Raw genomic sequence first — 17,352 nt, forward strand, 5'->3', positions numbered from 1 at the left:
ATTATTATGACATTATTACAATTGTTATATTATCCAGATAAACGATTACGCAAAATCGCCAAACCTGTTGTTAACGTTAACGATACTATCCAAAATATTATTAGTGATATGTTTGATACTATGTACGCTAAAGATGGCATCGGTTTGGCTGCTACTCAAGTCGATATTCACCAGCAAATTATTGTAATCGATATCTCTGAAGATCATAATCAGCGCCTAGTATTAATCAATCCAAAATTATTGGAGAAAAGCGGAAAAACTGCCATTGATGAAGGATGTTTGTCAGTTCCTAATCAACGTCATTTCATTTCTCGCGCTAAAAAAATAAAGATAAGGTCGCTGGATAGCGCTGGTAATATTTTCGAGTTTAAAGCAGATGATCTATTAGCAATATGCATCCAACATGAGATGGATCATTTAGTCGGTAAGCTATTTATCGATTACTTGTCGCCTATAAAACGTCAACGTATTCATCAAAAAATAAAAAATTGGCACGTGTAACTATATGGGTTTAAATAGCCTGAGATTATAGGAAATATTTTGTCTAGTTCTTTACGAATTATCTTTGCTGGTACGCCGGATTTTTCTGCACATCATCTAAATGCTTTGATTAATGCCAAACAGAATATCGTGGGAGTTTTCACCAAACCGGATCGTCCTGCAGGTCGCGGTAATCTCTTAACTTCTAGTGCAGTGAAAAAACTAGCTAAACGATATAATTTACCTGTGTTTCAACCAACTTCATTACATAAACCTGAATGGCAACAGAAGATAGCAGAATTAAATGCGAATATTATGGTAGTTGTAGCTTATGGTTTAATTATTCCACAAAGCATATTAGTTCTACCAAGATTCGGCTGTATTAATGTACATGGATCGTTATTGCCTCGATGGCGTGGAGCAGCACCTATTCAAAGAGCATTATGGGCTGGTGATAATTATACAGGCGTAACGATTATACAAATGGATGCTTGTATCGATACTGGGGCCGTATTAAATAAGGTCACATGTAAAATCCAACCTAATGATACTAGTGTTTCTCTCTACAATAAACTGGCAAAAATTGGGCCAGATGCTCTTTTATTAACGTTAACGCAGATAGCTATAGGACACGCCGTTGCAGAACCACAAAATAATACAGTTGCTACTTATGCAGAAAAACTCAGCAAGGAAGAAGCCAGACTTGATTGGCGTATGCCTGCGACGCAGATTGATCGTTGCATTCGTGCTTTTAATCCATGGCCTATTAGCTATTTTTTAACTCAAAAACAAACGATAAAAGTTTGGGCTGCTAGCGTTGATGATAAGCTAGTATCTTTACATATGCCTGGAACGATATTAGCTGCAGATAAGACTGGCATTCGAATCACTACTGGTAGTGGTATATTAACATTAACACACTTACAGCCAGCGGGCAAAAAAATAATGTCAGTACAAGAGTTACTCAATTCACGTCGTGAATGGTTTGTTCCTGGAACTATTTTGGATTAGTTTTTATTTTAAGTAAGTGAATTTGATTTTCTGTATTACTTTAAAAAACGACTCATAGTCTAGTTAGCTATAAAATACTATGATCTTCTATTATCAAGTTTAAACGAGCAGAAAAGTATTGAATTAGAGTTATCCTTTGATTATTATCAACGATATAAACTTATATTTTGACCTTAAGTTTGCTAACTAAAAATAATGCTTTATTACATTATTTACATAGTAAATTTTTATTTATAAAATATTAACATAAAAAATTAATAGTCATAAATATATTTGCATATTAATTAGATGAATAACATCTATAATATATGTCTAGTACTACTGATTAACGAAAAAATTTTAGATCTCGTTTATGAACAAAATATTGAATAGTGTAAAATTATTTATTTAATCTTAATCATTATAGCTGGTATAAGTGTATATAATATTTTCAAAATAGAATATTTTCATTATTTTCTATTATGCAAAATGCAAGTGTTCTCATTTTTGCATCGTCTAGAGAATTTTAATCCTTTCTGCATATTGTTATATGCTATTTTTATAATAGCACTATATGCTATAATAGAAATACTGTTTTTATTACTAATTGCTTATTTCCTATTATAGGAAATAAGCAATTAGATTATATGTAATTTAATTTTTTTCTTATACTAATTTTAAGAGATTATTCATCTTATATTAAGATATTAAAATAAATTAAGAAAAATTATGATATTAAAATATATCTACTAATTATCCAAGAAAACAATAAAAAATTTATTAGTAATATAAATAACAATAATCGCTATCTGATATTATAAATAATAATACGCATATCTATTAAAATTATAAATTATCATATAGTTCATTTAGTACTATTAATTTTTTAAATAGAAATTTTTATCTATGAAAAACGAACATAATAAACCTATATTTATTTTTCTTAATTGTAAAAATATGATGTTTATAACACGAGCATATTATGCTATATATAAACTTTGATAATTATCAATAAGATAAAAGAAATATTTATGTATTACCTTATGGTAGTATGTACTATAAATTAATAAAGTATAATTATAAATATAATGAGAATTTTTAAAGAAAAATATGCAATATTATTGTTAATTTGACATTTATTAATGTAATTTTATTAATTAAATCTATTAAAATTTTATATTAAAAATAGATTTCAAAAATTAAGTTTAGAAGAGATATTGCTTGCAGGGATCTATATAATAAAATAAGCAAATTATACGAAAAGAAAATGCAAGTAAAACAATATTAACATCGTAATAAACGATTTTTTACTATTAATATCACCATCATTTTATTTTTTAAGCAAAATAATTTAATAAGACAGTAATCATTAGCTAAGTAATATTAATATTAGCTGTCTAGTATTAATTTTTTGATACCTAAGATATAGTTATTTAGTTAAAAAATTACTAAAAAATAGATATTATTCTTAATAATGCTAATAATAGTGAATATTCAATATTATTATAAAGTTAATGCTTGAAAATTAATAACACTAGCATAATCATTATAAAAATATTATCAAAATGAATCGTAGAGATTTTTATTAGGTAAGAGTATAGTGTATATGTTTTGGTATCCAACGTTTAATTAGAGCGCTGGCTAAATCAGGATAATTTTGATGAATATATCTAGCTAGATTCTGCACTTCTGGAATCATATCCTGATCACGAAGCAGATCAACTACTCGAAATTCAGAATTTCCAGTTTGACGAGTTCCAAGTAGTTCACCAGGACCACGAATTTCTAAATCTCGCTGAGCAATAGCAAAACCGTCGTTGCTGTTACGCAATACCTGCAAACGTAACTGTGCAGTTTTTTTTAAGGGTAATTTGTATAACAGTATGCAATATGAAACTACTACTCCACGACCAATCCTTCCGCGTAACTGATGTAGTTGCGCCAGTCCTAATCGTTCAGGATTTTCGATAATCATCAAGCTAGCATTAGGTATATCGACACCAACTTCGATAACTGTAGTTGCTACTAGTAACTGCACATTATTTATGTTAAATTCATTCATAAGTTTATGTTTTTCAACTGTTTTCATTCGACCATGCAAAAGTCCAATACGTAATTCGGGTAAAGCAATTTTCAGTTCTTGAAAAGTAGCTTCTGCTGCCTGAGCTTCTAATAGATCTGACTCCTCTATTAGAGTGCAAACCCAATAAGCTTGGCGTTTCTCTTGAAGACAAGCTTGGCGAACACGTTGGATAATTTCGGATCGTCGGGTTTCCGGTATGGCGACTGTAGTTACAGGTATACGTCCAGACGGTAATGCATCAATAACTGAGATATCTAGATCCGCATAGGATATCATAGCTAGAGTTCGTGGAATAGGTGTAGCAGTCATAATTAATTGATGTGGGTGAAAACCCTGCGAAACTCCTTTTTTCCATAACGCTAGTCGTTGGTGGACTCCGAAACGATGCTGTTCATCAATAATCATTAATGCTAGTCTAGAAAAGTGAACTTGTTTTTGAAACATAGCATGAGTACCCACTATCATTGATACCCGACCATCACTAATAGCTTCCTCTTGCGCTTGACGTGCTTTACCTTTTTGTTTGCCAGCCAACCAACCTACTTTAATACCTAGCGGTGAAAACCAGTCTCGGAAGTTACGAGTATGCTGTTCAACTAATAGCTCAGTAGGTGCCATCAGCGCTACCTGCCAACCATCGCAGATGGCATTTAATGCTACTAGTGCTGCTACTAGAGTCTTTCCAGAACCAACATCTCCTTGTATCAACCGCATCATTGGAACGTTACGTGATAAATCTTGATTTATTTCAGCTACTACACGCTTTTGAGCGTCAGTCGGAGAAAATGGTAAAGTAGCAAGAAAACGCTGTAAAAAAAAACTATTGTTTCGTAATGGTAGTGCGCGCTCTTTTTGTATCCTAGCTCTAATTGAGAGCATATTGAGAGTATGTGCTAATAGTTCTTCTAAAATTAGTCGGCGCTGTGCTGGATGATAGCCTGATACTATTTCATCTAAAGAGATTTCTGGTGGTGGGCGGTGAAGTATCCGTAATGCATCAGGCAGGCTTATTAATTCTTTTCTAAATTTTGGCGGTAGTAATTCATTAACTGGGGTAATATCTAGTAATTTTAAGGCTTGATCAACTGCATTGCGCAATGTTGATTGACGAATACCCTCATTACTTGGATATATTGGTGTTAATGCAGAAGCAAGCGTTATTTTTTTTTTCTCATTAATAATATGATATTTTGGATGGATTATCTCACTGCCATGCTGGCCACATCTAATTTTGCCATAAGCAGTGATCCATTTTCCGATAGAAAGATTATTTTTCATTGTTTTATTAAAATGGAAAAAACGCAATGTCATAATACCACTATCATCACATAAATAACATGTAAATATACTTTTTCGACCAAAATTAATATTGCTATTTATAACTTTTCCTTGTACAGTTACAATCATACCAGGTAATGCATCACCGATAGGGCACAATTTAGTGTGATCTTCATAGCGAATCGGAAGATGTAATAGCAGATCTAATAAGTTTTTTATCCCGAGTCGATTAAGTTTACTGACAAAACTCTGGCTAATTCCTGGTAGGGTATTAAGCGAAATAGCATTCAAAAGACAATCTTTGGTCATATTAGCACTCCGTATCGTGTAAAAGACCTCTGTTCTATAGAATAGATAGGTTTAGACCAATAACTTACCTATAGCGTATTTTATTTTTTAAAAATATAGGTCGATTAGCTAGAATTTAAAAAGTAAAAAAGATATTGCTATATGCAATTTTCAGTTGATTTTGTTCATTTTCTATGCTTTAATTATTTGCTAAATATAAAAGAGAAATATTTAATATCTATTTAGATTTATTTGCATAATATCTATTATAATATAGATTTTCGAATAATATTTACTAGATTAATATAATTAAAAATTTTTAAATAAAAATTTTATATGTTCTTTTTTTCTTTATTTTTAATATTCAGGCCTTAGATATTATAATTGGTAATTTTTCAGCAAAATTAGATTAATTAATAAAATCAAATTAAATACATTCAGTTTAACTTGAGCGATAAAAGTTATTATTAATTTATGTCTCTATATTTATAGACATAAATTTGATCAGATTTTTTGACAGTCTAGAATACTAGAATAGTATTCATGGTAAGTAATTAGATACTCATTTTAGCTGGAACGGGTAATAGTCAGATCAATTACTAGAGGTAATTATTATTTTTAATAGAAAATTGTTTATGATACTATCATTAGCTTTAATTAGTAATATGTGTAGGTTAGTTTGTGAATTTGTATTAATTATTTTGATAAAATAGAATAAATTATTAGGTTTTGCTAACTTTGTTCTATTTAGATTTTTTGAAAAAAAACTTTACCGATAACTGTATTAGTTTTAACTAATATTTAGTGGATTTTAAATAAAATGGTAAAAATAAGATAGTAAAATTATTATGTTTGATATTCTTTAATATCTTTTCGATATATTTCTATTATTAATTAGACTGAAAAGCAAGTGGAATTATCCGTATAGATAAAATTCAATATAGGTATAACTAATACCCTTTTATGCACAGTTAGTGCTTAACATTAAGTGTAGACTTTCATTCTCATATTAGTTCTACTATTCTATTATAGAACTAATATACCAATTCAATTTCTACTATTTTATCTATATTATTTGTTCGGATTTATGTTTTCATCAGTATACTATGTGGATTTAATATTGAGATATTTAAAGATTAGTAGTCGTTATCTTTAAAGATAATAATATAGTTCTTCACACATCTTAGGTTCTATCTATACAGAATATATGTTTATCCTATTATCTATAATAAAATAAAACATTATTTTTTTGAAATAAATTTAGCAATAGATAGATGTATAAATAATTTTTGCATTTGTTAACGTGATAGGAAATACCTGCTTTAATTAAATAGTTTTCTATCCCTAAGGTTATAAGGAAATTATTAAATGCTTTTTCAGTTACTGTTTCTTATAATTTAGTATCGATTAGGATACAGATTTTCAAAACTAAGCTTTTCCAATTCATTCTTTAAACAAAGAACTTAAAGTCGGTGGGTTAATAAGTCATAGATTTCCAATATTAATTACACAATGCTGTAGTATTTTATATCTACAGAATATTTATAGTACGAATATACATATGATTACGACAAATGGATATATTCAATATAATATGAATATCCCATGCTATTACACAATATTTTTTAAAGAGATTCGCTTAAGTTTTTGCTGTAAAAATTTAAGTTTATCGAACCGAGATATATTCTTTACTACTTCAGCTTAGAATACCTTCGATAATATTATACAATAAAGCAAATATTACTGTCTTATAATCGATTAATTTCTCATCTAGAAGTTAATCGATTAACACTAAATTAGTAATACAAGGTTTACTGTTTAAAAATTGCTTCTCTTAAACATTAAACACGAGAAGATAATTTTTTATTAAAAATTTTTATTTTATCCTCTGTTAAATGAAAAAGAACTAGCAAATGTAGAGTTTTAAATAGGCATAATTTTATTTCTCTTGATTATTCTGTAAATCAATAATTTTATTGGTAATTAGACCCTCTTCGATTTCACGCAAAGCAATAACGGTATGTTTATCATTTTCTTCTGAAACCAATGGATCTTTTCCAGAAATCTGAATCTGACGTGCGCGTCGTGCAGCAATCAGCACAAGATCAAAACGATTACCTATTTTTTCGACGGCGTTTTGTACAGTGATACGTGCCATAGTAAAACACTCTAATAATAAAAATAATTTGACATCATACTAAAAATTATATCAATCCGCTAATAATTTAGTGATTAATACATCATAGCGTAATTTCTGATGCTTAAAGCAAAGTCGTTCAGCTTGAATAATAGCTTTAAGATCAAGCAATGCAGTATCAAAATCATTATTAATAATTAAAAATAATCATATTCACTAAAGTGAGTTATATCAACTACTGCTTGTGTCATTCGTTTGATAATTGTCTCTTCGCTATCCAGACTGCGGAAGTGTAATCTGTAGTTCAAATCTTTTTTAGAAGGTGGCAAAATGAAGATGCTACGCACGTTTAGCATTTTAGCACGGATCTGTTGTGCACCTTGCCAATCTATGTCAAGAAAAATATCTATGCCGTTTTCTATAACTTTCTGAATAGCTTCACGTGAAGTACCGTAGTAATTATCAAATATATAGGCATATTCGAGAAAAGCATTTTTAGAAATCATATGCTCAAATTTTGATACTGTCACGAAAAATAATCTTGACTATGCGTTTCAGTAGGACGTATAGTGCGAGTGGTATAAGAAATCGATACCTGGGTATCGTTATGAAACGATTTGGTTTTTAATAACGCTTTAATTAAGCTCGATTTTCCTGTACCGCTTGGTGCGGAAATAATATAGAGCGTACCTTTAATCGTCATGAAATAGCTAGTTAAAATTGAAATAATATCCTCTTATACTGTATATTATACACATTATAAGAAGATATTACAGCTATCAATATTGATTAAGCCCAGTATAGCTGTTAAAAAACTGTAAATAAGAAATAAAAGCACGCGGTTGCTATTAAAAATAGCAAATTCAACCATGCTCTTTTTTTTAAGAGGCTCTAGATAGAACTATAGATATTTATCAGAAATAATTAACTAGTAAAAATTATTTTTCTATATTAAGTATTAAAAACCGCAATATAGTGCTTATTATTCACTAATTAGAATAATTATCTATTATGCTAGGTTTAAACATGATAAAGTATCTCTAACTATTATCAGATGTTTTACTGTAGATTTTTATTACGATTCTTTATAAGATTAAAACTTTTTTATTTTTGATAAGCTTCAAGCGCATTACAAATTTCGTTAAATTTCTCTAATTGTATTTCGGATAATGAAGAAAACATGCGATCAAGAACAATTTTATGGGTTTGTTCAGCAATTTGTAATTTCTTTTTTCCTTTTTCTGTAATGTATACATACTTCACTCGGCGATCAATTTTGCTTTGTTCGCGTTTCAACATTTCTTCTTTTTCTAATGCATCAAGCACAGTCACTACAGTACGGGATGAAAAGCCCATATAGTTCTTAATATCAGTAGCACTGATTTTACCAGTAGTGATTAAGTGCAAAATTTTCATTTTCGATACTGAAAGACCTTCGTTCACTAGCTTACCATTTACTTCTTTTCGTAGACGGTGATAGATTCGCGATAACGACTCTACCATGAGTGAAATATTAGTTGATTTATCCATATTTTAATCTCTATACGTTATTTATTTTCTATATTTTTTAAAAAACTTTAAATTTACGTTTAGCATTACTGCTAATTTTATTAGCATTGAGTAATTTTGTATTTGTAAATGGATCGATAATACTAAAAATGAGAATGTATTAAAAATAATGCATTTAAAAAATAATTGAAATATAATTAAATCTCTTGTTTCATTACTGATTATTTTAACAACTCATCTAATTTTTGAATTTAACATATAAATAAAAATAAATATTATTCATAAATAATATTTATTTTTATTTATATGTTATAAGTTATATATTATGCTAATAGCATGATATTTTTACAAAAATTTATAGCGATAATAATTTAATATAGTAAAATATTCTTAATTTTATTAAGAGATAACTTATAAAATAAGATACAAATAATTTTAATATTTAAAAACTTAAAAGACCAAACTTTACAAATACACTTGTAAATAGATATAAACTTTTTTTAAAAAAATCTACTTAAATTAGAATATTCTTTTATCTTTTTCTAAAAAGATATCAACTATCAAAAATTTATATTTTTACAAAACTTATATTTGAACGAAATAATCTCTATTTAATTAAATAATCAATAGTAAAAAAAATGAGCATCATATCTATGATGATATTATATCGTATCTAGACTTCGAATATTACTACTGTAACTTGTTTTTATTTCGAATTAGTAATAAGTTATCTATTAGAACAATATTTTATAATACATTTAAAAAATAATATCATAGATTGTAATTGAACTTCTTTTATTTTTCATTAAAATATTAATAAAAATCTATATTAATAGAACAAATTATTAAATTGAGAAATAATTCATACATTAGTATCCAGTATAATTACTATTTATAAGTACTATATTTCTGTTTAGATGTATACTTAAAAATACTACTGATGTGATCATAAAAGTTAATTACTATTACCATAATTAACTCACTAATAAAACTAATATCAAGAAACTAATTTTAATGATTTATAACATATTTTTAATAATTTAGAAAATTATTTTTACTAAATTTAAGGTTAAAAACTTATAAATAAAATTATTATAGTGCATGTAAATTATGAAGTATAAAAGTCTATACAATGATATTAAATATAGTATTATAGCTGTATACTATTATTATGGAAAGTATCTATCGATCTATTAATTAATAGATACTAGAAAAAATATTATATTTCATCGGTTTACTAAACTATTTTATCTTAATAAATTAAAATCATCGTTCTATTAGAATAGATTTGTATTGTAATATCAACAATAAAAATCTTAATAAAAGAGATATAGAAAGCACATCTAGTAAGACTAAACTAGGAGAATTAAAGTCATAAAATTGCTTAATTTTTTTAAATAGAACAATAATATCTTAACTTACTACTATCTAATCAAGATTAGTATCGACTAATTTTTTCCTACAATAACAAGAAAAGCTCTTTTTTAACTGAAAAATGTTTATATCACTAAATTTGCTATCTTTATTTATATAAAATTAATGTACTTGATTTAAAAGAGTCTAAAATAGAAGAGCTGTAATATTTATGATTTTATATTCTTTTAATAAAGAATACGATATCACATAAAAATTTATTCGATATTTTGGATTTGTTCACGCATTTGTTCAATCAACACTTTTAATTCTATAGCGGATACTGTAATATTAGTATTTATGGATTTCGATGCTAGAGTGTTAGTTTCTCGATTAAATTCCTGCATCATAAAATCTAACCGACGACCTACTGCTTCTTTTTTAGCTAAAATTTGATAGGTTTCTTTTACATGAGCGTCCAAGCGATCTAACTCTTCTGCAACATCTATTCGCTGCATCAGCAGCAGCATTTCTTGCTCTAATCGGTTACTATCCAATTGAATTTTTACCTCTTCTAGTTTACTCAGAAGCTTTTTGCGTTGCCATTTTAATACTGTCGGAATCTGCTGACGTACATTTTTTATTTCATTGCTAACATTTTCTAATCTTTGCTCAATTAATATTTTCAACACATTACCTTCTGTTTCGCGGACGCTGATGAAGTCGTTGAGCGTATCATTTAGTCCGGACAATAACTCAGCACTAATAGTGTCTAAATCTTGTTTCGTCGCTGTTATTACACCAGGCCAACGCAGAATATTCATTGGGTCTATCTCACCTTCATCACTTTGAATTTTTATCCATCGTGCTGATTCTATCAGTTGTTTAGCGAGTTTTTTATTGAGAATAAAAACATTTTGCATGCTTGGATTTATATCAAAGTGTAAATTACACTCTACTTTACCTCTGGTAAGACTTAGGCTAATATTTTTTCGGATAATTGACTCTAGATCACGGAATTGTTCTGGTAGTTTGATATAGATTTCTAAATACCGTTGATTAACGGATCGAAGTTCCCAAATAGTTCTTCCCCAAGAACCCTTAATTTCACGCCGAGAGAAAGCAGTCATACTGCAGATCATAGATTTATCCATTCATTAATAAATTATTAATATTATAGCTATACATTAATAGGCAAGATAGATATTTTCTATAAAATCAGTATAATTAAAGTTTAAATTTTATTTATCAATCGGAGAAGCTCCTATGCGCCCAGGAGGCCGAAGCATACATCAAATACGCCTAGTAAAAATTACCCGTCATTTTACTCGTTATGCGGAAGGCTCAGTTATGATAGAATTTGGCGATACTATTGTAATATGTACTGCATCGGTAGAAGAAGGAGTACCACGTTTTCTAAAAGGAAAAAGACAAGGTTGGATTACTGCTGAATACGGTATTCTACCACGTGCAACTCATACCCGAAATCATCGCGAAGCAGCTAGAAGAAAACAAAGTGGTCGTACTTTGGAAATTCAGCGATTTATTTCCCGTTCTCTTCGAGCTTCAGTCGATTTAACTAAATTAAATGAATATACTATTATCCTAGATTGCGATGTTTTACAAGCCGATGGCGGCACTCGAACAGCATCTATCACTGGTGCTTGTGTAGCCTTAAGTGATGCACTTAGCAATATGCAGAAAAAAGGTCAGATAAAAACTAATCCTATGAAAGGATTAGTAGCAGCGGTTTCAGTAGGTATTGTAGCTGGTGAAGCAATCTGTGATTTAGAGTATATAGAAGATTCTATTGCTGAAATAGATATGAATGTAGTTATGATGGAAGATAACCGTATGATTGAAATTCAAGGTGTTGCAGAAAAGGAACCTTTTAATCAAAAAGAACTCAACACACTACTTGGAATAGCTCGTAGTGGCATTAATGATCTATTTAAAGCGCAAAAAATAGCACTAGCACATGCATGATATTTCATATCAAACAGATTTATTACTTTAATGAGTTAAAATGAGTCAATCTAGGTATTACTTAGGAAAATATCAAGAAATAATATTCAATAAGTTATGTTTGTATTTAAATTTTATTAGGTATTTACTATTTTATTTTAGATTAATGATAACAAAAGATTTTTTATGCTCTTTATTTATTTTATATGAGTGTATAATAATATGAACAATGAATATTATCTCTTTCATACATACATTAAATTAATTTCTAAAAATATCTTAGCTCTTTCCTATTTTTTAAATGTTTCCCTATAATATATTAAATAATAACATAGATATAATTTTTATTTTATAATATAGCGTCGATTATAAAGGATAGTAACGAGAAGTAAAAAATCTACCTTTTCTTGATATCCTTGTATTATAATTTATACTGTGTTATTGGTATAAGTAATCGAAATAAGTTAAATATTTTATTTAAAAAACTGACTATAAGTGGTTACTGCACTTTAATTACAAATTTTATCTATGCAAAAATTAAGCTTTTATGTATATCAAAGTATATATTTTATCTTCTTGGAGTCTTTAGAATAGTTTTAAGAATCTATTTTCACTAGATTTTTTCTTAAACTTCTCTTCTCAATGAGAAAATCTGAAATAAACTATAAAACTTGACCAGGTATTTACTACCTTTATTATAATTTAAGCTAATTATTTTTTGGAGAATATATATGTCCAGAGTTTGCCAAGTTACTGGTAAGCATCCGATTAGTGGAAATAATCGTTCTCATGCAATGAATGCAACAAAACGTCGTTTTATACCTAACATACATTCTCATCGTTTTTGGGTTGAGAGTAAAAAATGTTTTTTCACATTACGTGTATCTGCTAAAGGTATGCGTATCATTGATAAGAAAGGTATCGAAGCAATTTTTGCTGATCTATGTATCAGTGATAAAAATTCAAACAAGGAATTGAATCGTGGCTAAAAATATTCGAGAGAAAATTAAGCTAGTTTCTTCTGCTGGTACTGGTCATTTCTATACTAGTACGAAGAATAAGCGAACAAAATCTGAAAAAATAGAATTAAAAAAATTCGATCCAGTAATACGTCAGCATGTTCTTTATAAAGAAAGCAAAATCAAGTAGTATTTAATAATTAATTAAAAATATTGGTTTTATAATTTATGAATTCTAAGTTTATTATCTATAACAAATTAGTGTCTTTTTTGTTTATCATAGATAATCAAATATTGAAATTATAAAAAGCAAAAAGCAGTTGTTTAAAGACATAAAGTAATAAATAGATTTTTGATTTTGTAAGTAAAACTTTATAACATTTAGCCATAACTAACTAATAAGAAAAAGAACAACTATATATAGATGCTAATAAGTATTAGCATCTATTACCTATAGCCTAGATTATAGATAGATTATTATCTTTTCAAATATAATAGTTTTTATCAGAAATGATTTTATTGCAATAGGTCAGATACTGTAAATCTTCTATTAAAAGAATAGATATCATTCATTACCTGTTGACAAAGATTTATATACTGGTGGTGCACTATAACAATCATACTTACGTGTGTAAAGTTGTATTGCCCAATCTAGATATCGATTATCTGTAGTGTATAAATCGACTGAAAAACAGACTATATCGTGTTTAACTGTAAACCGTATTAGAATTTAGATATTGAAATATATCTTAGATTGCTTAATATAAAGTTTGTTTGACTCGCTTATTAGCTTCTAGCATTAAAATATAATTGCTATTAGCATGCTCCTGTTAAACCAACCAATGTTAGATACAAAAACTTAGCTAGTTTATAATCTTAAAAATACACTCGCTTTATTTTCTATGAGACAATAGTTTTCATAAGCACTGCTAAAATATAACAGCATGATCTCATCTTCCTAGTTGATTAATACTAGATAATCTAATATTAGTTTAAGTTTATTAAAAGTAATTACAACCATTGACAAATTCTTGCTGTATAATAGTTACTAACTATAATGTATTAAATAGGGTTCTAATAGATTCAATAGTCGCTGAAGTGCACCCTGATTCTGGTTTAAAACTTTAATAGCATTGTTACTGTAATAGATGCGATAATCCTCATTTTTTAACAGAGTTAAAACTGATTTGACTAATGACTCTACGTCTGTTACAGTAATTAGACCACCTGCTTTGTCTAATTTATTACAAATATTGCTAAAATTAAAAGTATGTGGTCCCATCAATACAGGGATGGAGTGCACTACTGCCTCTATAGGATTATGGCCTCCCTTCTCTACTAAACTACCTCCAATAAAGGCCAAATCAGCTATACCGTATAGAAGCATTAATTCACCTATAGTATCTCCTACTACTACTTGTATACCATTAGATGGAATTTCATCAATACTGCGCATGACATAATCGAAACCAGCTTTCATAGTCATTTTTTCTACTACTAGAAAACGTTCCGGATGACGTGGGACTATAATAAGCAGAAGATCGGGGAAATGGGTTAGTAGTTTGCGATGAGCTTGTAATAATAATTTTTCTTCGCCAGCATGGGTACTAGCAGCTATCCATACCGGACGGTGCAATGCCCACTGGCGACGCATCGTAAATATCCGAGCCGACAACTCTTTGGTAATGGAAATATCAAATTTTAGATTACCAGTAACTACTAACTGATTTTTTTTTAATCCTAGTTCAAGGAAACGTGCGCCATCTTCTTCATTTTGTGCTGCGACGAGCGTAATACGGCGCATAATACTTGAGACGAAACTATTAAACCTTTTATAATTGGCTGCAGAACGGGCAGATAGACGTGCATTAGCAACTACTAGCGGGATGCCCCGGTGGTGTATCGCTTTAATAAGATTAGGCCATAACTCTGTTTCCATTATAATAACCAATCGGGGATTGACTTGATTGAGAAATCGAGTTATCGCTTTTGGAAAATCATAAGGTAGATAAACATGATAAATATCTTTACTGAATTCTAACTGTACTAACTGTGACCCAGTAGATGTCATTGTGGTAATAGTAATTGGTAACGTTGGATAACGGTATTGAAGTGCGCGTACTAAAGGGATAGCTGCCATCGTCTCGCCGACTGACACAGAATGTAACATAATTCCACCAGGTTTTACTTTTCCTTGGCAAAAGCCATAACGTTCAGTTAAACGTTGACGATAGGTTGGTTCTTTTTTGATACGAAATAATAACTGTATCCATAAAAGCGGTTTGATTAATAATATAATTACATTATAGATCATTATAATTAACTATTCTAAAAACAATAAATCATGTATTGAATGAGTTTTAATTAGGTAATTTTAATATTTTTAAAAATTGATATATTTTGTCATGTTATTTGAAATCGCTCGTAAGTAAAATAAGGTATTTATTTGATTATAAAAAATCTAGCTCATATTAAGAATGAGAAACTAAAAAATTAAGTTCTATATCTATGATAACAGCTGATGATAAACCATTGTAAACTAATATAAAATACATAGGTATATAGTTATTTGTATGGTAACACTTAGTTCTTCATATTATTATATCCTACTCTCAATATAGTACTTCGGTAGAAAATTTGGAAACTATTACTATCAAGTATATTGCATAAAAGATTTTATGTTTTTGCTCAATACGATATAGATTTAATACATTATGCTTTTAAACGGATCGTAAATAATCGGAAAATTAGTATATCACTAAAATACTAATCTAATATTTATTCGATTGTTATTAATAATATACACAAGATCAGTAATTAGAGACTCTGTGTTAGTTATTTGATAACCAAATCAATATTTATCTTATTCAAAATAGATAGCAATTAGTATATTCTGCTATTTTAATAGTTCTCTACAGCTCTGTTATAAAAAATCGGAAATAATGAAAAATTAATAATTTGTCATCAACATCTAATGATGATATTAGATGATATATGTTAGCTAATTCTGATGATATAGTATGCTGTGTAAGCGTTGTTATAGTTATACCTTATTGTGATATCCTCTCCGACTTTAAAAATATCATAACCAACGATACATTTATGATTTTTTTCTAGACTAAGTTAACATTGTTGACAGTAATTTTCTAGAAAAATAGAAAAAAGTAGGAATTTTTTTAAAAAAAATTATTTTATATCTTTAAGTATTCAGTAAAATATAAAATCATATTATCAGTATTTTCTATTTTTTAATACTATTTTGTTTACAATCGCTTATCGACTAATACTAAATGTAATAGTAATAAAATACATATTAGATATAGCAAATTTAACTTATATTTAAAATTAACTATTTATACAAGGAACAATTTAATTTTTTTATAAAAAAGTAAAAGATACTTTTCTTTTTTATAACGTTAATTAATTCTAACATATTTAATAGGAATCAGAATTTTTATTTACTTTAAAATATATATAAACATATATCGGTCTTATAAGATTCATATTGAAGGTTTTAAATAGAATTTAATGAGCAATTTATATCTTTATCGGAATTTTAAAAATACATACATCGAATTATTCACTTTATCTAAAATTATAAGACATATATAAATATTTTTTCTGCTTTAAATTACATGATCTTATCTAATCGATTCGAAAGGTATATCTACTTATTAAATAGATAGTAAAAATTAAAGGATTTTAAATAAACTTAATTCAGTTCAGTATTATTCTAAAACTCAGCAAATATAGTAAATATAATTTAATATATTAATAGTAATAACATTATGATTCTAATAAAATATATAAATTTATAAGATTGTATCCAAAAATTATAATAATAAAATTATCAATAAGCATAGTGAAAAAATAAAACTAAATACAATGTCAAAACAACACTATGGATATTTATTATAATATGATCAGTTTGATAAAATAATAAATTTCTTTATCGAATTCATTATTATAATATAATTATTTAAAAGTTTCCTATCTAGTTTTGTGTTATATGAGAGAATTCCGTTATTTTTTGATTAGTTAATTCTATTTATGGTTGTTTATAGCATGCATTCCTCTGATTTTATATTAGATAAAGAAGATGATAATTTTTAAAAAATGAACATATCAAGACTGAGTACATATATCATTGCTATTTTCTATACTTATTCGATAGAATTGTTTAAGCTAATTTAGCTCTTGCTGTTAAACTAACATCCATGAATCTAATGGTAATAGAAAATAATAAAAAAATTTTATTTTGTATCTTTTATTAAAAGATATCAGAGACAACTTTGTTAGTTATCTGCTGG

Annotated in this window: 10 protein-coding genes and 1 pseudogene; 5 read left to right on the plus strand and 6 right to left on the minus strand. The window is 27.9% G+C overall.

What is annotated here, in order from left to right:
* The first annotated feature begins 6 nt into the window (after window positions 1-6).
* Window positions 7-501: a peptide deformylase gene (gene def, locus FVIR_RS01790; protein WP_067498213.1), complete on the plus strand. Its 495-nt coding sequence runs from the start codon at window positions 7-9 to the stop codon at window positions 499-501.
* A 39-nt stretch (window positions 502-540) separates the two neighbouring features.
* Entirely contained in the window at window positions 541-1,491 is a 951-nt protein-coding gene (fmt, locus tag FVIR_RS01795; protein WP_067498217.1) for a methionyl-tRNA formyltransferase, read from the plus strand.
* Between the two features lie 1,564 nt (window positions 1,492-3,055).
* Here fmt and recG read toward each other — a convergent pair.
* The 5 genes and pseudogenes from recG to FVIR_RS01820 all read right to left on the minus strand — a co-directional run bounded on the left by recG (window position 3,056) and on the right by FVIR_RS01820 (window position 11,260).
* On the minus strand, window positions 3,056-5,140 hold the full coding sequence (gene recG / locus FVIR_RS01800) for an ATP-dependent DNA helicase RecG (RefSeq protein ID WP_067498220.1): 2,085 nt from the start codon (window positions 5,138-5,140) through the stop codon (window positions 3,056-3,058).
* A gap of 1,918 nt (window positions 5,141-7,058) precedes the next feature.
* On the minus strand, window positions 7,059-7,277 hold the full coding sequence (gene rpoZ, locus FVIR_RS01805) for a DNA-directed RNA polymerase subunit omega (RefSeq protein ID WP_067498223.1): 219 nt from the start codon (window positions 7,275-7,277) through the stop codon (window positions 7,059-7,061).
* 51 nt (window positions 7,278-7,328) lie between these two features.
* Window positions 7,329-7,959: pseudogene (gene gmk, locus FVIR_RS01810) on the minus strand (guanylate kinase).
* A 401-nt stretch (window positions 7,960-8,360) separates the two neighbouring features.
* Window positions 8,361-8,786 (minus strand): MarR family winged helix-turn-helix transcriptional regulator, encoded by a 426-nt coding sequence (locus tag FVIR_RS01815; RefSeq protein ID WP_067498227.1) that lies wholly within the window; start codon window positions 8,784-8,786, stop codon window positions 8,361-8,363.
* Window positions 8,787-10,396: 1,610 nt separating this feature from the next.
* Complete coding sequence (locus FVIR_RS01820; protein ID WP_067498230.1) at window positions 10,397-11,260, minus strand: YicC/YloC family endoribonuclease; 864 nt, start codon at window positions 11,258-11,260, stop codon at window positions 10,397-10,399.
* Between the two features lie 124 nt (window positions 11,261-11,384).
* Between FVIR_RS01820 and rph the strand changes: the two genes are divergently transcribed.
* The 3 genes from rph (at window position 11,385) to rpmG (ending at window position 13,232) form a co-directional block, all read left to right on the plus strand.
* Complete coding sequence (rph, locus tag FVIR_RS01825) at window positions 11,385-12,104, plus strand: ribonuclease PH (protein ID WP_067498233.1); 720 nt, start codon at window positions 11,385-11,387, stop codon at window positions 12,102-12,104.
* 710 nt (window positions 12,105-12,814) lie between these two features.
* Window positions 12,815-13,072, plus strand: a complete 258-nt coding sequence (rpmB, locus tag FVIR_RS01830; protein WP_067498236.1) for a 50S ribosomal protein L28 — start codon at window positions 12,815-12,817, stop codon at window positions 13,070-13,072.
* A complete protein-coding gene (gene rpmG, locus FVIR_RS01835) occupies window positions 13,065-13,232 on the plus strand; it encodes a 50S ribosomal protein L33 (protein WP_067498239.1) in 168 nt (55 codons plus the stop codon). The genes rpmB and rpmG overlap by 8 nt, the downstream gene beginning before the upstream one ends.
* Before the next feature lie 858 nt (window positions 13,233-14,090).
* Here the strand turns inward: rpmG and waaA are convergent.
* On the minus strand, window positions 14,091-15,356 hold the full coding sequence (gene waaA / locus FVIR_RS01840) for a lipid IV(A) 3-deoxy-D-manno-octulosonic acid transferase (RefSeq protein ID WP_067498242.1): 1,266 nt from the start codon (window positions 15,354-15,356) through the stop codon (window positions 14,091-14,093).
* Window positions 15,357-17,352 lie beyond the last annotated feature (1,996 nt).

Source organism: Candidatus Gullanella endobia (assembly GCF_900048035.1).
Taxonomy (GTDB): Bacteria; Pseudomonadota; Gammaproteobacteria; order Enterobacterales; family Enterobacteriaceae; genus Gullanella; species Gullanella endobia.